The organism is Fodinicurvata halophila (assembly GCF_042651425.1).
Taxonomy (GTDB): Bacteria; Pseudomonadota; Alphaproteobacteria; order Kiloniellales; family DSM-21159; genus Fodinicurvata; species Fodinicurvata halophila.
The window spans coordinates 726515-744425 of record NZ_JBHSCW010000003.1; the positions used below are offsets into that span (position 1 = coordinate 726515).

Below are 17911 nucleotides of genomic sequence, written 5' to 3' on the forward strand. Positions count from 1 at the left end.
TTAGGCACCCAAGATAAAGACGGAATTGGCTTGGCTTCCTCCTCGGCAAGGCTTGCCGGGTCACGGTGCTGGTGAATCCCTTCCCTGCCCATTCGCACACCTGCCCGATAGCCGTTTCCAATCTCGAAACTCCCAGTTATTTCAATGCATTCAGAATATATGGTCAAATCTGGCCCGGCTCTTGCTTGCTCCTCACTGACTTCATGCGTGCGGATGACACAAGAGGCAGAAGAACGTGATCAGCGAAACATCATCATCGGTCCAGGGCCTGATGGCGGCAGTGTCCGGCAAGGGCAACCAGGCCGGCCAGGCCAGCCAGGGTGATCGGGGCTTCCTGGCCCTGCTGCAGGGCAATGCGCAGGACTCGGACGCATCAGTCCGTGGGCTGCTGGCAAACCTCGGCGGCAAGGGGCAGGCCAACGGCGAAGGCAGCGGATCGGACATGTCCCGGCTGCGCGCCGCCCTCTCCGGCCTGGCGACGACCGCCCACGCGCAGAACCAGGGTTCGGCAAACCCTGCCGCCACGGAGGAGGAGCTCAAGGCTCTGGCCGACGCCCTGGTGAACCTGTCCGAGCAACTGCAGGCACATCAGGCCGGGACCGGAAACGGGGATAACGGCAACCTGCCCTCCGGCCTCCTGCAGGCGCTTTCGAACTTGACGAACGGCAAGGGCAATGAAGACGCCCTGGAGGCCGTAAGCGGCGTCCTCGACCGGTTGCAGCAGCGCGCAGCGGAGGCGACGCCGGATCAGAGCACCCAGGCCACGTCCGAGGACTTGGATCAGCTACAGGATCTGAACGAAGAGCTGGCCGCCTTCATGCAGCGCCTTGACGGCCAGACGGCCCCAACCGGCGAAGGCGGGGCGGAAAGCCTGCAGGATCAGCTCGCCCAACTCAGCGACAGTCTTGCCCGTCTGCAACAGGCCGGAGGTCCGGGAGACAGCGGCGATTCGGAGTCCCTTACGAGACTGCAGGAACAATTGGGCGCCCTGAGAGACGTCCTTGGCGAGCCGGGCGCGGACATCAACCTCAAGGACCTGCTGAACGCGGCCCCGCAGGTGAACGGCGAGACGACACGCTCCATCCCTTCCCTTCCCCAGCTGACCGAGAAACTGGCCGGCCTGCTGGACAGCCTGAAGGCAGCGCGCCCAGGCGCCCAAGCCGGTGCCGAACCCCAGACAATGCCCGCAGCGAAGAGCATGAACGCAGCGTCGGACGGCAAGACCAACCCGCAGGAGGAAGCCCTGCCGACGGCTGCACGCGGCCAGGAGGCCGCGCGTGACGGCGAGCAATCGAGCCGACAGGCGGGCAGCAGTCCGACGGCGGAACTGCAGGAGGAAGCCGCCAACCGGCAGAAAACCGGCCAGGCCTTGTCCGACAAGCAGGCCGCCGAACTGTATGAAAGCCTGCGGCAAGCCGGCAAGACCCTGCAGAACGAGGTCGCCGCCCGCGCCCTGGAACGCAGCCTGGCGCGCTTGTCGGAACAGGCTGGCGGCATGAACCGGCTGGCCGAGGCTCTGTCCTCGCTGCAGGGACGCGAGGACTCGCTGACGAGTTCGAGCGGCAGCCGCGGTCCCGAAAGCCTGAATGCCCTGTCCTTCGAGAGCCAGCTGCGCAATGCGGGGCAGGCTCAGCAGGCCTCGCTGCAGGCCCAGCAGGCCGCCAAGAGCCAGGGCGGCCCGGCCGCCGACCAGATCGCCATGAAGATCCACAAGGCGGCCGCGGCCGGCAAGGAGCGCATCTCAGTGCAACTGCACCCGGCTGAGCTGGGGCGCGTCGACGTGAAGCTGGAATTCTCGCAGGACGGGCTGCTGCGCGCGTCCATTACCACGGAGCGACCGGAAACCCTGGACCTGCTGCAGCGCGACGTCCGTGCCCTGGAACGCGCCCTGGGCGATGCCGGGGTCAAGACCGACAGCGGCAGCCTGAACTTCAACACCCGTGACACCGCCGGCCAGCACCAGGCCTTTGACGGCCAGCAGGGACAGTCCGGCGAGTCCGGAAGCTCTAGCCCAACGGCCAACAACGGCAACGCGCCGGACCTGCCCGACGAGGGCGATGACGCGCCCTGGCACGGCGGCGGGCACGGCCTGATCAACCTGAGCGTCTGAAGGAACTGAAGACCATGGATATCGCAAGTCTCATGAACAGCCAGGCCGCCCAAGGCAGTCAAGGCAGCGGCAACCAGACCAGCGGCTCACGCTTCGGCGGTGGCGAGAGTCTGGACGAGACCTTCGACAACTTCCTGAAGATGCTGACCACCCAGATGCAGAATCAGGATCCCCTGGAGCCCATGAAGACCGAGAAATTCACCGAGCAGTTGGTGGGCTTTGCCGGCGTGGAGCAGCAGATCTCGTCCAACAAGAACCTGGAGAAGCTGATCGAGCTGCAGGGTTATAACCAGATGGGCGCGGCCGTGAACATGATCGGCAAGCACATCGAGGCCGACGGCGACAAGCTGCAGTTGGAGAACGGCATGGCTCTGGGTGCCTATGACCTGGGCAAGAAGGCCGAAAGCGCCGACATCCGAATCCAGAACAGCAGCGGGCAGATCGTGCGCACCATCTCCGGCGAGACCCAGGGCGGACGCCATGAATTCGTCTGGGACGGCCGGAACGATGCCGGCAACCAGGTACCGCCGGGCACCTATTCCTACGCCGTCATGGCCAAGGATGCAGACGGCAATCCGATCTCCTCCTCCACCTCCACGATCGGACGTGTGGACGGCATCGAAACCGAGGACGGACGCGCCATCCTCAAGGTCGGCAATGCAGAAGTGGGACTCTCCCAGGTCAAGAAGGTGCACGACATCCCCTCGCCTTCCGGCGAAGGCTGAGGGCGTGCGATGCATCCGGAACGATGGCCCATGGATGGAGCAGAGCTTATCGATCAGGGCATTAGGAAATTTTAAAGACCCCCGGGTCTAGGCTCCGGTTCTCGTCTGGATAAGAAGAAGAGGACAACCGGATGCATTCAGAACGACCAGGTAGGCCGTCCAGTGTCATCGGGCCCTTGGGGCAACCCCTGACCATAGAGGACCTTCCTCCCCGCAACACCAAGCGCTGGGTCATCCGGCGCAAGGCGGAAGTGGTGGCAGGTGTCCGCGCCGGCCTGATCACCCTCGAGGAAGCCTGTGAGATGTATACGCTCACCCTGGAGGAGTTCATGTCGTGGCAGAGACTGATCGATGAGCACGGCCTCTATGGCCTGCGCATCACGCGTTTGCAGGACTATCGACGCCAGGAGGACGAAACCGGGATGCAGGGCTATTCCTCCTATTCCGCATGATCGTACCGGATCGGTACGATCCGAAAGACCCAGGGGGCAGTCGCCGACGGCGGCTGCCCCTTTTCGATCGCGCTCCGTGACTTGCGGCACAGCGCTTTCCTGAAGTCTCACCCGGGCAGGTGGGCAAAAATTTCCCCTCGTTAACCTGCTGTTTACCGAAACAGCTCTAGCTTGCCTTGTAACAAGGCCTGTGCTCACGAGCGCGGCCTCATGGATCGGCAGAGGGGACAGCTGCGCGTGAACACCTTTCTTGACACACTCAAACGCCTGGGTCCGGCCCGCCTGGCAGTGCTGGGCGGCGTGGCGGCTGCCCTGCTGGCCTTCTTCATCTATCTGGTCGGGCGCGTCTCGCAGCCGGACATGGAGCTGCTCTACAGCGAGCTGCAATCCTCCGACAGCAGCCAGATCGTCAGTGAACTGGACGCCCAGGGCATTCCCTATCAGCTGAGCGCCGATGGCAGCAGCATCAGTGTGCCGTCCGACGAGGTCGCCCGCATGCGCCTGGCCATGGCCGAACAGGGCCTGCCCAATGGCGGCTCCATGGGCTATGAGATCTTCGATGAAGGCGAGAGCCTGGGCACCAGCAACTTTGTCCAGAACATCAACCATGTCCGCGCGCTGGAAGGCGAGCTGGCGCGCACCATACAGAACATCGGCAAGGTCAAGAGCGCCCGCGTACATCTGGTCCTGCCCCAGCGCGAACTCTTCAGCCGCGACCGCAATGAGGCTTCGGCCTCCATCGTTCTGTCGCTGGAGGGCAACGGCTGGCTGAGCAAGGAGCAGGTCCGCTCGATCCAGCAACTGGTGTCCTCGGCGATACCGCGCATGACCCCGAACCAGGTTGCCGTGATCGACAACCAGGGCAACCTGCTCGCCAGCACCAACGATGGCGAGGGAGCAGGCGGTCTCACCGGCGGCGCCGAGGAGCGTCGCCTGTCCATGGAAAACCGCCTGTCCCAGTCGGTTCAGCAACTGCTTGAGCGCTCGGTCGGTATCGGCAACGTGCGCGTCGAGGTGGCGGCCGAGATGAACTACGACCGCATCACCGAGAACTCCGAGATCTACGATCCCGACGGGCAGGTTGTCCGTTCCACGCAGTTGGTCGAGGAGCAGATGCAGGATAACGAGGGCGGCGAGGAGGCCGTGACCGTCGGCAACAACCTGCCGGATGCCGACCTGGGCGGTGGCGAAGAGCCTGGCGCCAGCAGCATGTCCAACCGGACCGAGGAAACCGTCAACTACGAGATCAGCCGCACCACACGCACGCACGTCCAGGAAGGCGGCGACATCGAGCGCCTGTCCGTGGCCGTCATGGTCAATGACACGCAGACCACCAATGCCGAGGGCGAAACAGTCAGCGAACCGCGCAGCCAGGAAGAACTGGACCGCCTGGCCGCCCTCGCCCGCTCGGCCGTGGGCTTCGATCCGGAACGTGGCGACAGCTTTGAAATCGCCAGCCTGCCATTCGCCGACGTGATGCCGAGCGGCGGCGTGGAAGACAATCGCCTGCTGGGCATGGAGCGCGGCCAGCTGATGAAGATCGCCGAAGTCCTGGTCCTGGGCGTGATTGCCGTGCTTGTGCTGCTGCTGGTCGTCCGCCCTCTGGTCACCCGCCTGCTCTCCCCCGAAGGCGGTGGCAGCATGCAGGGAACGCCGGCGCTCGCCGGTAATGGCCAGCATCCGGCCCTGGCTGGCCCGGGACTGCAGGATCCCAGCCTGCTGACAGGTCCCCAGGCCGCGCAACAGGCCAACTTGCCCGTGCCCAGCGAGCAGCAGGGGGAGGAAGAGGAAGAGACGATGCTGAACATGAGCCAGGTGGAAGGGCAGATCAAAGCCTCGTCCATCCGCAAGGTGAGCGAACTGGTGGACAAGCACCCCCAGGAGACGCTCGGCATCATCCGCAACTGGGTCTACCAGGAACGCTGAGGGTATAGGACTTAAGAGATGGCACGGCGCATACGTGAAGATTATTCCACCCTCAACGGCTCCGAAAAGGCGGCTCTGCTCCTGATCGCGCTCGGCGAGGATCATGCCAGCAAGGTCTTCTCGCTGATGGAAGACGAGGAAATCCGCGAGATCTCCCAGACCATGGCCAACCTGGGCACGGTGAGTGCACCGGTGGTCGAAAAGGTCTTTGGCGAGTTCACAGGACAGCTTTCGGGCTCAAGCACGCTGGTGGGCAACTACGAGAGCACCGAACGGCTGCTGATGAAGATCATGGACAAGGAGAAGGTCGACGCGATCATGGAGGATATCCGTGGTCCGGCCGGCCGCACCATGTGGGACAAGCTGGGCAACGTGAACGAGCAGGTCCTGGCGAACTACCTGAAGAACGAGTACCCGCAGACCGTTGCCGTGGTCATGTCGAAGGTCAAGCCGGAGCAGGCGGCGCGCGTTCTCTCGTCCCTGCCCGAGCCCTTCGCCCTGGAAGTCGTCATGCGCATGCTGCGCATGGAGGCGGTGCAGAAGGAAGTGCTGGAAGACGTCGAGAAAACGCTGCGCAACGAGTTCATGACCAATCTCGCCCGCGCCAGCCGCCGGGATTCCCACGAGATGATGGCCGAGATCTTCAACTGCCTGGACCGCAACATGGAAACGCGCTTCCTCTCCTCCCTGGAAGAGCGCAACCGCGAGTCCGCCGAGAAGATCCGGGCCCTCATGTTCACCTTCGAGGACCTGATCAAGCTGGACTCCGGCGGCATCCAGACCCTGCTGCGCACCATCGAGAAGGACCGTCTGGCCACCGCGCTCAAGGGCGGTTCGGAAAGCGTGCGCAACCTGTTCTTCGAGAACATGTCGGAACGGGCGGCCAAGATCATGCGCGAGGACATGCAGGCCATGGGCCCTGTCCGCCTGCGCGAAGTGGACGAAGCCCAGCTCTACATCGTCCAGGCGGCGAAGGACCTTGCCTCCAAGGGCGAGATCGTCATCGCCGACAGCAAGGGCGAAGACGAGTTGGTTTATTGATGGCCGGCCGGGGATCACGCCAATGACAGCGGTACGCAAATTCCTCTTCGAGACGAACTTCGACGCCCCGGCTCAGCCTGAGCTGCCGGGCGATGAGGAGCAGGTCGAGGAGGAGGTCGCCCCACAGCCGATCTACGGCGAGGACGAGCTGGCCGAAGCCCGTCAGGAAGCCTACGAAGCCGGACTGCAGGACGGTCGCAGCCAGGCCCAGGAAGAGCATGCCCGGCAAAGCGAGGAAAGCCTGAGCGCGAGTCTCAGGCAGATCGGCGAGCAGCTCTCCCGGCTGGAGCCCGAGATCAAGGCGTCCCTGGAGCGTGCCCACGGCGACGCCGTGCGGGCGGGCATCCTGGTGATCCAGAAGCTCTTCCCGCGGCTGGTGGAACGCCAGGGCGATCAGGAGATCCGCGGACTCCTGGAAAGCAGTCTCACCCGATTGATGGAAGAGCCGCGTATCGTGATCCGGGTTCACGACAGCCAGCTGGACGACCTGCGCAGCCAGATGGAACAGATCAAGGAGAACGCCGGATTCGAGGGAAAAACCGTGTTGCTGGCGGAACAGGACATCCGGCCCGGCGATATCCGCATCGAATGGGCGGACGGCGGCATCGAGCGTGACAGCGAACGGGCCTGGCAGGATATCGGCGAACTGATCGAGAAGACTCTCGTTCCGACTGTCGAGGACAGCGAGGTCGAACCGTCCCCGGAGATCCCGGAGTCCGAGCCCGACAGCGACGCAGAGGTTTTTCCCACTCCAGAAAGCGACACTCAGGATGCGGAGCCCGTCTCCGCAGAGGAAAGGAACTGACCAATGTCACAGAAAGAGAACTTCGATCTCGAGAACATGGACAACGAGGACGCGGTGAACACCGGCGAAGAGAACGGCCTGCTCGAGGAGTCGAAAATCGCCGCCCCGACCAGCGCACAGGACCTGGAGGCCGTCTATGACATTCCGGTCCAGGTCTCGGCCGTACTCGGCAAGGCCAACATGCAGGTCAGCCAGCTGCTCAAGCTGGGCCGCGGCGCCGTCGTGGAGCTGGACCGCAAGGTCGGCGAGGCCATCGAGATCTATGTGAACAACCGGCTTGTAGCCCGTGGCGAGGTCGTCGTCATGGAGGATCGACTGGGCGTGACCATGACCGAGATCATCAAGTCGGACAGGTCTTAGTAAGGCGTCTGCCAGGCAGGCTCCCGGGAGTAGAATGAATGGCCAACGCAAGTGCCGCAAATTCCACAGGACAACAGGCGTCCCCAGCCCCCAGGCCGATCCAGGCCGGGGTGACACTGGATTTCGCGACCCTGCTGGGTGTGGCGGGCGGCTTTATCCTGATTACCTCGGCCATGATCCTCGGAGGATCCCTGGGATCCTTCATCGACATTCCGGCCATGCTGATCGTGCTGGGCGGCACCTTCATGGTGACCAGCATCTCCTACACGCTGAAAGAGGTCGTTCGTGCCCAGAGCGTCATGCTGCGTGCCATTGCCTACCGCCAGCAACAGCCGTCTGACGCCGCCATGCAGATCCTCTCGCTGGCCGACGTGGCCCGCAAGCAGGGAAGTGTCCTGGAACTCCAGAAGCACATGCAGAACTTGCGCAATACCCCCTTTCTGCACAAGGCGATCTCCCTGGTCGTCGACGGCATTCCGGCCGACGACGTCGCCCGGATCCTGGAGCGTGAAGTGTATGCGACCATGCAGCGCCACATGAAGTCGGCCGGCATCCTGCGCCGTGCCGGCGAGGTCGCCCCCGCCATGGGCCTGATCGGAACGCTGATCGGCCTGGTCCAGATGCTGGGTCGCCTGGAGGATCCCAGCACCATCGGACCGGCCATGGCCGTTGCCCTGCTAACCACCTTCTACGGCGCTGTGCTGGCCAACATGGTCTTCACGCCGCTGGCCAGCAAGCTGGAACGCAACGCCGATGTCGAGGCACAGGTCAACCAGATCTATGCCATGGGCACCGCCTCGATCGGACGCCAGGAGAACCCGCGGCGTCTCGAGGTTGCCCTGAATTCCATTTTACCCCCCTCCGAGCGCGTCCGCTATTTCGATTGAGCGCGACCCGGACCTGACACGAGAGTACGGAGAAAAAAGATGCGGCTGTTAATCATCGGCTCCATGAACGGGCACATTGCCACGGCCGGAAAGATTGCCCTCGACCGGGGCGCCAAGGTGACACAGGTGGATTCCGTGGAAAGCGCCTTGGAAAGCCTGCGGGGCGGCAAGGGTGCCGAACTCCTGATGGTCGACATCGCCCACGACATCGGCCGGTTGGTTGCAGCTCTGGAACAGGAGCGCATATCGGTCACCGTCGTGGCCTGCGGCATCCAGACGTCGGCGCAACAGGCGGCGGCGGCCATCAAGGCCGGGGCCAAGGAATTCGTTCCCCTGCCCCCCGATCCCGAGATGATCGCCGCGGTGCTGGCCGCCGTGACGGAGGAGACCACCAGTTTCATCTATCGCGATCCGGTCATGGCAAAGTCGCTCAAGCTGGCCGACCAGGTGGCCGGCTCCGATGCCAGTGTGCTGATCACCGGTGAATCCGGGACCGGCAAGGAAGTCATGGCCCGCTATATCCATTCCAAGTCCAAGCGTGCGGCCAAAAGCTTCGTGTCCGTGAACTGCGCGGCGATTCCGGAAAACCTGCTGGAAAGCGAACTCTTCGGGCATGAGAAGGGCGCCTTCACCGGCGCCGTCGCCAGGCGCATCGGCAAGTTCGAGGAAGCCAACAACGGCACCCTGCTGCTCGACGAAATCACCGAGATGCACCCGCGCCTGCAGGCCAAGCTGCTGCGCGCCATCCAGGAGCGCGAGATCGACCGCGTCGGCAGTACTCAGCCGATCAAGGTGAACATCCGCCTGCTGGCCACCTCGAACCGGGACATGGAAGAGGCCGTTCGCAAGGGAGATTTTCGCGAGGACCTCTATTATCGCCTGAACGTGGTCAACCTGGAACTGCCGCCGCTGCGTCAGCGCCACGCGGACATTGCGGCGCTTGCCGACCATTTCGTCCAGAAGTACGCCAAGGCCAACGGCGTCGACGTGCCGGGCATGAGCGCGGAAGCGATGGATCTGCTCAAGCAGCACAGCTGGCGCGGCAATGTCCGCGAACTGGAGAACACCATGCATCGCGCCGTGCTGCTGGCCAGTGACGGAACAATCACCCCGGACGCCATCCTGTTGACTGGCAGCCAGAGCCCGATGCAGGAAAGATCCGATGTCTCCAGGGCCGTCGGCAAGGCCGAGGCCGCAGCCGGCAGCCAGGAGGATGGCACACAGCTGGTGGGCCGGACGGTGGCCGAGGTCGAGCGCGACCTGATCATCGACACCCTGCAGCACTGCCTGGGCAACAGGACCCATGCCGCCAACATCCTGGGGATCTCGATCCGGACCCTGCGCAACAAGCTGAAGCAGTACAACGAGGAAGGCTTCCAGGTTCCCCTGCCGGGGGACGCCGAGCCGCGAACCTCGTTCCTGTGATCACTGAACCCAACAACATCTTGATGCGGGGACTCTGAACGTGTCGGACAACTCCGAAACCGGCAGCACTTCCGGACAGCAAGGCGGTTTCAATGCTGCCGGTCTCTGGCAACGCCTGAACGATACCGTCCGTCGTGGCGAGATCGCCCTGGCGCTGGGGGTTGTCTGTATCCTGGTCGTGCTGATCCTGCCGCTGCCCAGCTGGATGCTGGACATCAGCCTTGCGATCTCCATGACCTATTCGGTGCTGATCCTGATGACGGCGCTGTTCATCGGCAAGGCCCTGGAGTTCTCGTCCTTCCCCACGGTTCTGCTGATCGCGACCATGCTGCGCCTGTCGCTCAACCTGGCCTCGACCCGCCTGATCCTGGCCCACGGACACGAAGGGACGGATGCCGCCGGCCAGGTCATCCAGGCCTTCGGCAACTTCGTGATGAGCGGCAACTTCGTTATCGGCATCATCGTCTTCGCCATCCTGATCATCGTGAACTTCGTGGTGATCACCAAGGGCTCCGGACGCATAGCGGAAGTTTCGGCTCGCTTCTCCCTGGACGCCATGCCCGGCAAGCAGATGGCGATCGATTCCGACCTCTCCTCGGGCCTGATCGACGAGCACCAGGCCCGTGATCGCCGCAAGGAGCTGGAGAACGAAAGCAACTTCTTCGGGGCCATGGACGGTGCCGCAAAGTTCGTGCGCGGCGATGCCATCGCCGGCCTGCTGATCACCTTCATCAACGTGATCGGCGGCATCGTCATCGGCGTGGCTCAGATGGGGCTGAGCTTCGGGGAAGCCGCCGAAAGCTATACTGTGTTGACCGTGGGCGACGGCCTGGTCTCGCAGATTCCGGCGCTCATCGTCTCGACGGCCGCCGGCTTGCTGATTTCCAAGGTTGCCTCGACCGAAAGCGCCGACAAGGCCATATTCAGCCAGTTGAGCGGCTACCCCAAAGCGCTGGGCCTGTCCTGCTTCCTGACGCTGGCCCTGGCGCTGCTGCCGGGCATTCCCTTCCTGCCCTTCGTGCTTCTGTCCATCCTGACCGGCACCGCCGCCTGGCTGACCACCCGCAAGCACGAGCGCATCGCCCAACTGGCGATCGATGAGGAACGCCAGGCCACGGAAAGCGTCCCGGTGGCCGAGGAACCCATCAGCAACAGCCTGGCGATGGACCAGATCCGCCTGGAGCTGGGATACGGACTGCTGCCCCTGCTGTCCAACGAAGGGGGCTCGAAGCTGACCGAGCAGATCAAGGCCCTGCGCCGCCAACTGGCGCAGGAACTGGGGTTTGTCCTACCGTCCGTGCGCATCCAGGACAATCTGCAGCTGCCGGCCAACAATTACGCGATCAAGCTGAAGGAAGTCGAAGTGGGCCGCGGAGACCTGCGCCCCAACATGCTGCTGATCATGGACCCCAAGGGCGAGAGCATCCCGCTCGCCGGCGAGGAAACGCGCGAGCCGACCTTCGGCTTGCCCGCCATGTGGGTGGACCCGAGCTCGCGCGAGGAAGCCCTGTTCCGCGGCTACACCGTGGTCGACCCGCAGACCGTGATCACCACGCACATGACCGAGATCATCAAGGACAACACCTCGGAACTGCTCTCGCATGCCGAAACGCAGAAACTCCTGGACAACCTGGACCTGCCGGACCAGAAGCTGGTCTCCGACCTGGTGCCGGCCCAGATTTCCGTGGGCGGCATCCAGCGTGTGCTGCAGAACCTGCTGGCCGAACGCGTCTCCATTCGCGACCTTCCGGCCATCCTCGAGGGAATCTCCGAAGCCTGCGGCTACACGAGACAGGTCACCGCCATTACCGAGCACGTGCGGGCCCGCCTGGCGCGGCAGATCTCCAGCAGCAATACCAACCAGGACGGCATCGTTCCCTTGGTCACCCTGTCCCCGGACTGGGAACAGGCCTTCGCTGAATCCTTGACAGGTGACGGCGAGGACCGACAGCTGTCCATGGCGCCTTCACAGCTCCAGGAATTCATCGCCACCATGCGCAAGTCCTTCGAACGCTTTGCCATGCAGGGAGAAACGCCTGCCCTGCTGACCTCACCCAAAGTGCGCCCCTATGTGCGCTCGATCGTGGAAAGGGTCCGCCCCACCACGGCCGTCCTGTCCCAGAACGAGATTCATCCCAAGGCGAAGATCCGCACCCTGGGTCAGCTGTAACGAACGGATTTCGGGAGCGCCCTCATCATGCGAATGCGCACTTTCACAGCGGGCAGTTTGCCGGAGGCCATGGAAGAGGTGCGCCAATTGCTGGGGCCCGAGGCCGCCATCCTGTCCACCGAAGAGATGAAGGACGGACGCGTGCGCGTTACAGCGGCCGTGGACAGCGATCCGGACGACAGCCTCTCCACTTCCCTCGGGGCCGCGGCCCGGACCGCCCAGACCTTCCAGGAGGCCTTCTCCTATCATCGTCTGCCCGACGATCTGCAGGAACACTTCCTGGCAGCGGCGGGAGACGTGGCCGGTCTCTCCCCCGACCTGGCCCTGGCCGGCGCATTCGAGGAAACGCTGCGCTTTGCTGCGATGCCGGGAGACTCCGGAAACCGCGGACGCACCTATATCCTGGTTGGCCCTCCCGGCGCCGGGAAGACCTCGACCACGGCCAAACTCTGTGCCCGCCGCCTGTTGAACGGACGCAAGAGCATCTTCATCACCCTGGATCATGAAAGTGCCGGCGCGCGCGAGCAGGCGGAAACCTACGCCAAGGCGCTCAAGACGCCCCTACGCCGCGCCAACGATCCCGACAGCCTGCTCCAGGCCGTCACCGACTGCCCGGCCGATCATGGCATCCTGATCGACACCATCGGCGTCAATCCTTTCGACGACCAGGAATGCACCGAACTGATGGAATTGCGCGAAGCGTCCGGGGCCGAGGTGGTCCTGGTGCTGCCGGCCGGCGGTGACTCGCTGGAGAACGCGGAAATAGCCCAGGCCTTTTCCGCCATCGGCGCACGCTACCTGATTGCCTCACGCATCGACACGGCCCGACGCTACGGGGGCCTGTTGGCTGCCAGTGTGGCCGGCGAGCTTTCCCTCATGGGAGCCGGCATCGGCCCCTCCATCGGCAGTGGCCTGACCGGCCTAAGTCCCCTTTCCCTGGCACGGCTCCTGCTCCCCGACATGGAAGCCGATCTGCAATCCCTACCGACAGGAACAGCATCATGATGCAGGTTGTCACCGATCCTTCCTCTGCCCCCCGCCAGAGCGGGAAGAACATGATTGCGATCGCATCCGGAAAGGGAGGCGTCGGCAAGACCTGGTTCGCCTCCACGCTCTCGCATGCCTTTGCACGCCAGAACCAGAAGACCCTGTTGTTCGATGGCGACCTGGGTCTGGCCAACGTGGACGTCCAGCTCGGCCTGTCGCCGGAAAAGGATCTTGGCGGCTTCCTGGCCGGCCGTTACGCCATGGATGTGGCCGTCAGCCGCTACGACCTCGGAGGCTTCGATGTCATTGCCGGCCGCTCCGGCTCCGGCAACCTGGCAACCCTCGGCACCGACAAGCTGATGTTGCTCTGCTCGCGGCTGGTCGAGCACGCGGCCCAGTATGACCGCGTTATCCTGGACCTGGGTGCCGGCGTGGAACGAACGGTGCGCTACCTGGCCAGCCGGGCCTCGCGATGCCTGGTGGTGACCACGGACGAGCCCACCTCGCTGACCGATGCCTATGCCTTCATCAAGCTCAGCAAGCTGCAGAACAGCGCCACGGAAATCTCTGTCGTGGTCAACATGGCGGATTCGACCAGCGATGGCGAGCGAACCTACAACACGCTGCGCAAGGCCTGCGAAAACTTCCTGAAGATCACGCCGCCGCTGGCCGGAATCATCCGCAAGGATGCCAAGGTGCGGGAGGCGATCCGGGCTCAGGTGCCCCTGTTGCAGCGCCACCCCGACACGCATGCGGCCAAGGACGTCATCGACCTGGCCCGCAAGCTGGCCACCTAGGCTGACATGAGCGACCTGGGCGGACCCAGTCGCATCTCCGGAGGACCCGCCGCGGTTCTCGGAGCCGGAGGTGCGCCCGCCCAGGTCATGAATCCCCCACCCCAGATGCTGCAGCTGGTCGTTGGTCACAGCCTGAAGGGCGTGGTGCTGGCATCCGATACGCCCGGCCAGATCCAGGTTCGGACTGAACAGGGTACACTGACCCTGCGCATGGCAAAGGCGCCGGCGCCCGGAACACGCGTTACCATCCAGATCCGCCATATCGGGACTGAACTGTCCGTCATGGTCTTTCCCGATCGGAAAGCGGAAAGTCCCCGCAACCAAACTTTCCGGACCGCCGTCCAAACGACCCAGCCGCATCCGCCGGCATCCACCCTGCCTGTTCCGATCCAGGAAGACAGTTTCAGCCTGGGTCATCTCTACTCCGGAATGGTGGAGGCCCGAAGCCCCCTCCCTGCCGGAGGCACGGAGCTGCCGGCGTCGGGAACGGCCCTGCTCTTGCGGGTTCTGCGCCTCAATCCAGGCCAGGACCTCGATGAGGTTGTGCGCACGCTTCCACGTGAATTCACCTCGGCAGAGCAGTTTGCCAAGGGCCGACTTGTCGAACAGACGCCAAACGGACAATCCCTGGTTCGAACCGACGCGGGCGTGTTGCGCGTCAACCAGCTGCCCAACCTGCCGTCCGGGACACTGCTCCTGCTCGCGCTCAGCGGAAGCAGCGGCACGCTCTCGGGCCAGGGGCCCGCCGCGATGTCGTTCAACAGCTGGCCTGCACTCGCCGCCTTGCTACACCATGGCACCGGCGAGGTGAGAGCTCGCACGGGACTCCCGCAGCCAGGTCCTGGCCTGGCGGGCGATATCGCAGGGTTCCTTGCAGGCCTGAAACAGAACAGCTCGAATCCCGGCTGGCTCTCGGCTCTCTTCCGCCTCCTGCCCCAGGAACCGCACAAGGCCTCCGAATTGTCCGAACGTCTCGGGCACGATGTCGAGTGGTTGCGCCAACTGTCCGCGAAGAGCGATTCCGAAGGGTGGCGCTTCTTCCTCATCCCCCTGCTCGATGAACGACAGGTGACCTATCTCCGCCTGCATGTGCGTGGTGAAGAGAGCAACAAGGGGCAGCCCACGGAAGCGGCTCAGCCGGCGCGCTTCGTCCTGGACATCGATTTCGAGGCGCTTGGCCCGTTGCAACTGGACGGCCTGCTGGCGCGCCAGAGCTTTGACGTGATTCTGCGCAGCCGGACCCCTCTGGACCCGGGCCTGCAGGACAGCCTGAACGAGGTCCTCCTGGCCGCCGGAGCAACCAGTGGGCTGGAAAGCCGGCTGTCCTTCCATGCCGGCTCGGATTGGTCCCCGCTGCCCCCGCCGGGAGATGCTCTCAAGGGGCACGTCTCCGCCTGACCCCGTTGCGTTTCAGTTCGCCACAGACCGGGGAAACAGCCGTCATTTTCCCGGGCCGCTGCGCTGGCGGTGAAGTCGCAGGCCGATCTCGTCCATTTCCTTCTGTTCGCGCTTGCGGAGACTGTCGCGACGGCGTTGGGCCATGTTCTCCAACGTCTGCTCATAGCGCTTCAACTCTTCGAAAGCGTCCGCGACAAAATCGCGTGCCTGCAGCGTTTCGGCACTGACCTTGTTGAGCGATTCCCACAGGCGATCGCGCCGCTTGAGGGCAGTCGCGGCATAGAAGGGGAAAATCCGACTGCCCTCTTCGTCTGCATTGGCGGCACTCTTTTCCTGGGCGATTTCTTCCTCCAGGCGCTCCAGGTCATGGCGCAGCTTCTCTTCCAGCGCCTCCAGGTCGGCCAGAGCCCGGCGCTGCTCATCCAGTTTCCAGCGTTTCAGGCGAACCAGATTTTCAAGACCGTTCACGCCCTATCCTCCTGACCAGACGCATCCGACAGGGGCCAGGACTCGTCAAGCAGCTCCGCCAGCTCAGCATATCCTGTCTCGAGGTTGGTACGCTCATTCTTGCTCTGCTTCAGGAATTCCTCGATACGATCATAGTAATAGATCGCCTCGTCGATGCCGGCATCGCTTCCCCTGCGATAAGCGCCCAGGCGGATCAGTTCCGCCATATCCTCATAGGTTGCCAGCAGGCGGCGCGCCCGATTGACGATTTTCTCCTCGTCCGCCGTGTTGCAGGCAGGCATGGTCCGCGAAATGCTGCGCAGGATGTTGATCGCGGGATAGCGCCCGCGTTCGGCGATGGCGCGCTCCAGCACGATATGGCCGTCCAGGATGCCACGTACCGCATCGGCGACAGGCTCGTTGTGATCGTCGCCTTCGACGAGAACAGTAAACAGTCCGGTGATCGAGCCCTGCTTGCCGCCTCCCGGCCCGGCACGTTCGAGCAACCGGGGCAGTTCGGCAAAAACACTTGGGGTATAGCCCTTGCTGGCCGGCGGCTCGCCCGCCGAGAGACCGATTTCACGCATGGCCATGGCAAAGCGGGTCACGGAATCCATCAGGCAAAGGACTTCCTGTCCCTGGTCGCGATAGAATTCCGACAATGCCAGGGTCAGGTAGGCTGCCTGGCGGCGCATGAGCGGCGCCTCATCGGAGGTGGCAACCACGACGACGGAGCGGGCCAGACCTTCCGGTCCCAGGTCGTCCTCCAGCCATTCCTGGACTTCCCGGCCACGCTCGCCAATCAGCCCGATCACGTTCACGTCCGAGGTTGTATAGCGGGCCAGCATGGAAAGCAGGACGGATTTGCCAACGCCGGATCCGGCGAAGATTCCCATGCGCTGTCCCTGACAGCATGTCTGGAAGGTGTTGAGCGCTCGGACTCCCAGATCCAGTTTGTGTCCCACACGCCGACGTTCATGGGCCGGCGGCGGTGCGCTGCGAAGCCCATAGGGAGACTGTCCGGACGCGATGGGGCCCTTGCCGTCAATCGGTTCTCCAAGAGCGTTAACCACACGCCCCAGCCAGGCATTGCTGGGCCACACCATGGGTTCGGTCGCCGCCAGTTCCGCCTTGCAGCCCATGCCGATCCCCTCCAGGGATCCGAAGGGCAACAGGAGCGCACGGGCTTCGCGGAATCCGACAACCTCACAGGTTACCCGGGTGTTGCCACGGCCGATCACGTCGCACCGGGACCCGATGGACAGGTCCCGTTCGAGCCCCGACACCTCGAGCATCATGCCCTGAACACCCGAGACTCGGCCATAAGAACGACTTTCAGGTATCTGATTTAACTCAGAAAAGAAGGACTCAATCGAATCTTGCATGAGGAGCGCTTTATATCCGGAAAAGAGCAGGAATCGTTCGTTGCGTTCGGGCCATTTTGCGTCTTGGAAACTTAAGTTTCGGTAAAGTACCGCGCGATTTCGGCTCCACGCAGACTCCAGAAGGATAGCCGCTGGATCGTGCGGTCAAAAAAATCGCGATTCCGGGTAATGAATTGTTAACCCAAATTGGTCACAATGGTTAATATACCAACGCAGAAGCGAATTTGGGGGAGCCAGAAATGCGGGTTCTTTTGGTTGAAGACGACAATAATCTCGCGCGCAGTATCGAGATGATGCTGCGCACTGACGGATACGTCTGCGACGTTACAGAGCTAGGGGAAGACGGCCTGGAGATCGGCAAGCTCTATGATTACGATATCATCGTTCTCGATCTCATGCTGCCGGACATGGATGGCTATGAGGTCCTGCGCCGACTGCGCTCTTCCAAGGTCAACACGCCAATTCTCATCCTCTCCGGGCTCAATAGCCTGGATGACAAGATCAAGGGCCTCGGCTTCGGCGCCGACGACTATATCACCAAGCCCTTCCACAAGACCGAACTGATCGCACGTATCCAGGCGATCGTCCGGCGGTCCAAGGGACATTCCGATTCCATTATTCGCACCGGCCGCCTGAGCGTGAATCTGGACAGTCGGACCGTGGAAGTGGATGGCCAGCCCCTGCACCTGACGGGCAAGGAATACGGCATCCTGGAACTGCTCTCCCTTCGCAAGGGGACCACCCTGACCAAGGAGATGTTCCTCAACCATCTCTATGGCGGCATCGACGAGCCGGAACTCAAGATCATCGACGTGTTCGTGTGCAAGCTGCGCAAGAAGTTGACAAACGCCACCGATGGCGAGAACTACATCGAGACCGTCTGGGGCCGCGGTTACGTCCTTCGCGAGCCCGCCGAGGAAACCGCGAACACGCGCCAGCTGGCCAGCGCCTGACTTACGCTGTCTCAACAGGTCTCCTGTCCGGAGACCTGTTGAG

General features: G+C 63.3%; 16 protein-coding genes. 14 read left to right on the forward strand and 2 right to left on the reverse strand.

The genetic code is table 11. The annotated features are described in order from the left end of the window. Nucleotides 1–235 precede the first annotated feature (235 nt). The 13 genes from ACFOW6_RS08230 (at nt 236) to ACFOW6_RS08290 (ending at nt 15083) form a co-directional block, all read left to right on the forward strand. Nucleotides 236–2110 (forward strand): flagellar hook-length control protein FliK, encoded by a 1875-nt coding sequence (locus ACFOW6_RS08230; RefSeq protein WP_382421854.1) that lies wholly within the window; start codon nt 236–238, stop codon nt 2108–2110. Nucleotides 2111–2124: 14 nt separating this feature from the next. Continuing rightward, on the forward strand, nt 2125–2835 hold the full coding sequence (locus ACFOW6_RS08235) for a flagellar hook assembly protein FlgD (protein WP_382421855.1): 711 nt from the start codon (nt 2125–2127) through the stop codon (nt 2833–2835). A gap of 131 nt (nt 2836–2966) precedes the next feature. Continuing rightward, complete coding sequence (gene sciP / locus ACFOW6_RS08240; protein WP_382421856.1) at nt 2967–3287, forward strand: CtrA inhibitor SciP; 321 nt, start codon at nt 2967–2969, stop codon at nt 3285–3287. A gap of 237 nt (nt 3288–3524) precedes the next feature. Further along, nucleotides 3525–5213 (forward strand): flagellar basal-body MS-ring/collar protein FliF, encoded by a 1689-nt coding sequence (fliF, locus tag ACFOW6_RS08245; RefSeq protein ID WP_382421857.1) that lies wholly within the window; start codon nt 3525–3527, stop codon nt 5211–5213. Between the two features lie 18 nt (nt 5214–5231). After that, on the forward strand, nt 5232–6254 hold the full coding sequence (gene fliG / locus ACFOW6_RS08250) for a flagellar motor switch protein FliG (RefSeq protein ID WP_382421858.1): 1023 nt from the start codon (nt 5232–5234) through the stop codon (nt 6252–6254). A 22-nt stretch (nt 6255–6276) separates the two neighbouring features. Beyond that, a complete protein-coding gene (locus ACFOW6_RS08255) occupies nt 6277–7059 on the forward strand; it encodes a hypothetical protein (protein WP_382421859.1) in 783 nt (260 codons plus the stop codon). 3 nt (nt 7060–7062) lie between these two features. Further along, the gene (fliN, locus tag ACFOW6_RS08260; protein WP_382421860.1) at nt 7063–7419 is read left to right on the forward strand and encodes a flagellar motor switch protein FliN; all 357 of its coding nucleotides are present in this window, start codon (nt 7063–7065) and stop codon (nt 7417–7419) included. Nucleotides 7420–7457: 38 nt separating this feature from the next. Next, a complete protein-coding gene (locus tag ACFOW6_RS08265) occupies nt 7458–8306 on the forward strand; it encodes a motility protein A (protein WP_382421861.1) in 849 nt (282 codons plus the stop codon). Between the two features lie 39 nt (nt 8307–8345). Continuing rightward, nucleotides 8346–9731: a sigma-54-dependent transcriptional regulator FlbD gene (gene flbD, locus ACFOW6_RS08270; RefSeq protein WP_382421862.1), complete on the forward strand. Its 1386-nt coding sequence runs from the start codon at nt 8346–8348 to the stop codon at nt 9729–9731. 40 nt (nt 9732–9771) lie between these two features. Continuing rightward, entirely contained in the window at nt 9772–11901 is a 2130-nt protein-coding gene (gene flhA, locus ACFOW6_RS08275; RefSeq protein ID WP_382421863.1) for a flagellar biosynthesis protein FlhA, read from the forward strand. Between the two features lie 27 nt (nt 11902–11928). Further along, nucleotides 11929–12906 (forward strand): flagellar biosynthesis protein FlhF, encoded by a 978-nt coding sequence (locus tag ACFOW6_RS08280; RefSeq protein WP_382421864.1) that lies wholly within the window; start codon nt 11929–11931, stop codon nt 12904–12906. Next, complete coding sequence (locus tag ACFOW6_RS08285; RefSeq protein WP_382422104.1) at nt 12906–13685, forward strand: MinD/ParA family protein; 780 nt, start codon at nt 12906–12908, stop codon at nt 13683–13685. Before ACFOW6_RS08280 ends, ACFOW6_RS08285 begins: the two co-directional genes overlap by 1 nt. A 6-nt stretch (nt 13686–13691) precedes the next feature. After that, nucleotides 13692–15083, forward strand: coding sequence for a hypothetical protein (locus tag ACFOW6_RS08290; protein WP_382421865.1), 1392 nt, complete (start codon nt 13692–13694; stop codon nt 15081–15083). Between the two features lie 42 nt (nt 15084–15125). On the opposite strand, the gene ACFOW6_RS08295 is transcribed toward ACFOW6_RS08290, so the two are convergent. Both ACFOW6_RS08295 and fliI read right to left on the reverse strand, forming a co-directional pair. Next, complete coding sequence (locus ACFOW6_RS08295; RefSeq protein WP_382421866.1) at nt 15126–15551, reverse strand: flagellar export protein FliJ; 426 nt, start codon at nt 15549–15551, stop codon at nt 15126–15128. Further along, nucleotides 15548–16915 carry a flagellar protein export ATPase FliI gene (gene fliI, locus ACFOW6_RS08300; RefSeq protein ID WP_382421867.1) on the reverse strand — a complete coding sequence of 456 codons (1368 nt, stop codon included), beginning with the start codon at nt 16913–16915 and terminating at the stop codon, nt 15548–15550. The genes ACFOW6_RS08295 and fliI overlap by 4 nt, the downstream gene beginning before the upstream one ends. A 239-nt stretch (nt 16916–17154) precedes the next feature. Here fliI and ctrA point away from each other — a divergent pair, with 239 nt between their 5' ends. Beyond that, a complete protein-coding gene (gene ctrA / locus ACFOW6_RS08305) occupies nt 17155–17868 on the forward strand; it encodes a response regulator transcription factor CtrA (RefSeq protein WP_382421868.1) in 714 nt (237 codons plus the stop codon). Nucleotides 17869–17911 lie beyond the last annotated feature (43 nt).

Excerpts from the sequence above, each read along its gene's own strand:
- ACFOW6_RS08265 (WP_382421861.1), top strand. The coding sequence starts at position 7,458 with ATGGCCAACGCAAGTGCCGCAAATTCCACAGGACAACAGGCGTCCCCA.
- ACFOW6_RS08255 (WP_382421859.1), top strand. The coding sequence starts at position 6,277 with ATGACAGCGGTACGCAAATTCCTCTTCGAGACGAACTTCGACGCCCCG.
- ACFOW6_RS08285 (WP_382422104.1), top strand. The coding sequence starts at position 12,906 with ATGCAGGTTGTCACCGATCCTTCCTCTGCCCCCCGCCAGAGCGGGAAG.
- flbD (WP_382421862.1), top strand. The coding sequence starts at position 8,346 with ATGCGGCTGTTAATCATCGGCTCCATGAACGGGCACATTGCCACGGCC.
- ACFOW6_RS08280 (WP_382421864.1), top strand. The coding sequence starts at position 11,929 with ATGCGAATGCGCACTTTCACAGCGGGCAGTTTGCCGGAGGCCATGGAA.
- sciP (WP_382421856.1), top strand. The coding sequence starts at position 2,967 with ATGCATTCAGAACGACCAGGTAGGCCGTCCAGTGTCATCGGGCCCTTG.
- fliG (WP_382421858.1), top strand. The coding sequence starts at position 5,232 with ATGGCACGGCGCATACGTGAAGATTATTCCACCCTCAACGGCTCCGAA.
- ACFOW6_RS08235 (WP_382421855.1), top strand. The coding sequence starts at position 2,125 with ATGGATATCGCAAGTCTCATGAACAGCCAGGCCGCCCAAGGCAGTCAA.
- fliI (WP_382421867.1), bottom strand. The coding sequence starts at position 16,915 with ATGCAAGATTCGATTGAGTCCTTCTTTTCTGAGTTAAATCAGATACCT.
- ACFOW6_RS08290 (WP_382421865.1), top strand. The coding sequence starts at position 13,692 with ATGAGCGACCTGGGCGGACCCAGTCGCATCTCCGGAGGACCCGCCGCG.
- ctrA (WP_382421868.1), top strand. The coding sequence starts at position 17,155 with ATGCGGGTTCTTTTGGTTGAAGACGACAATAATCTCGCGCGCAGTATC.
- fliN (WP_382421860.1), top strand. The coding sequence starts at position 7,063 with ATGTCACAGAAAGAGAACTTCGATCTCGAGAACATGGACAACGAGGAC.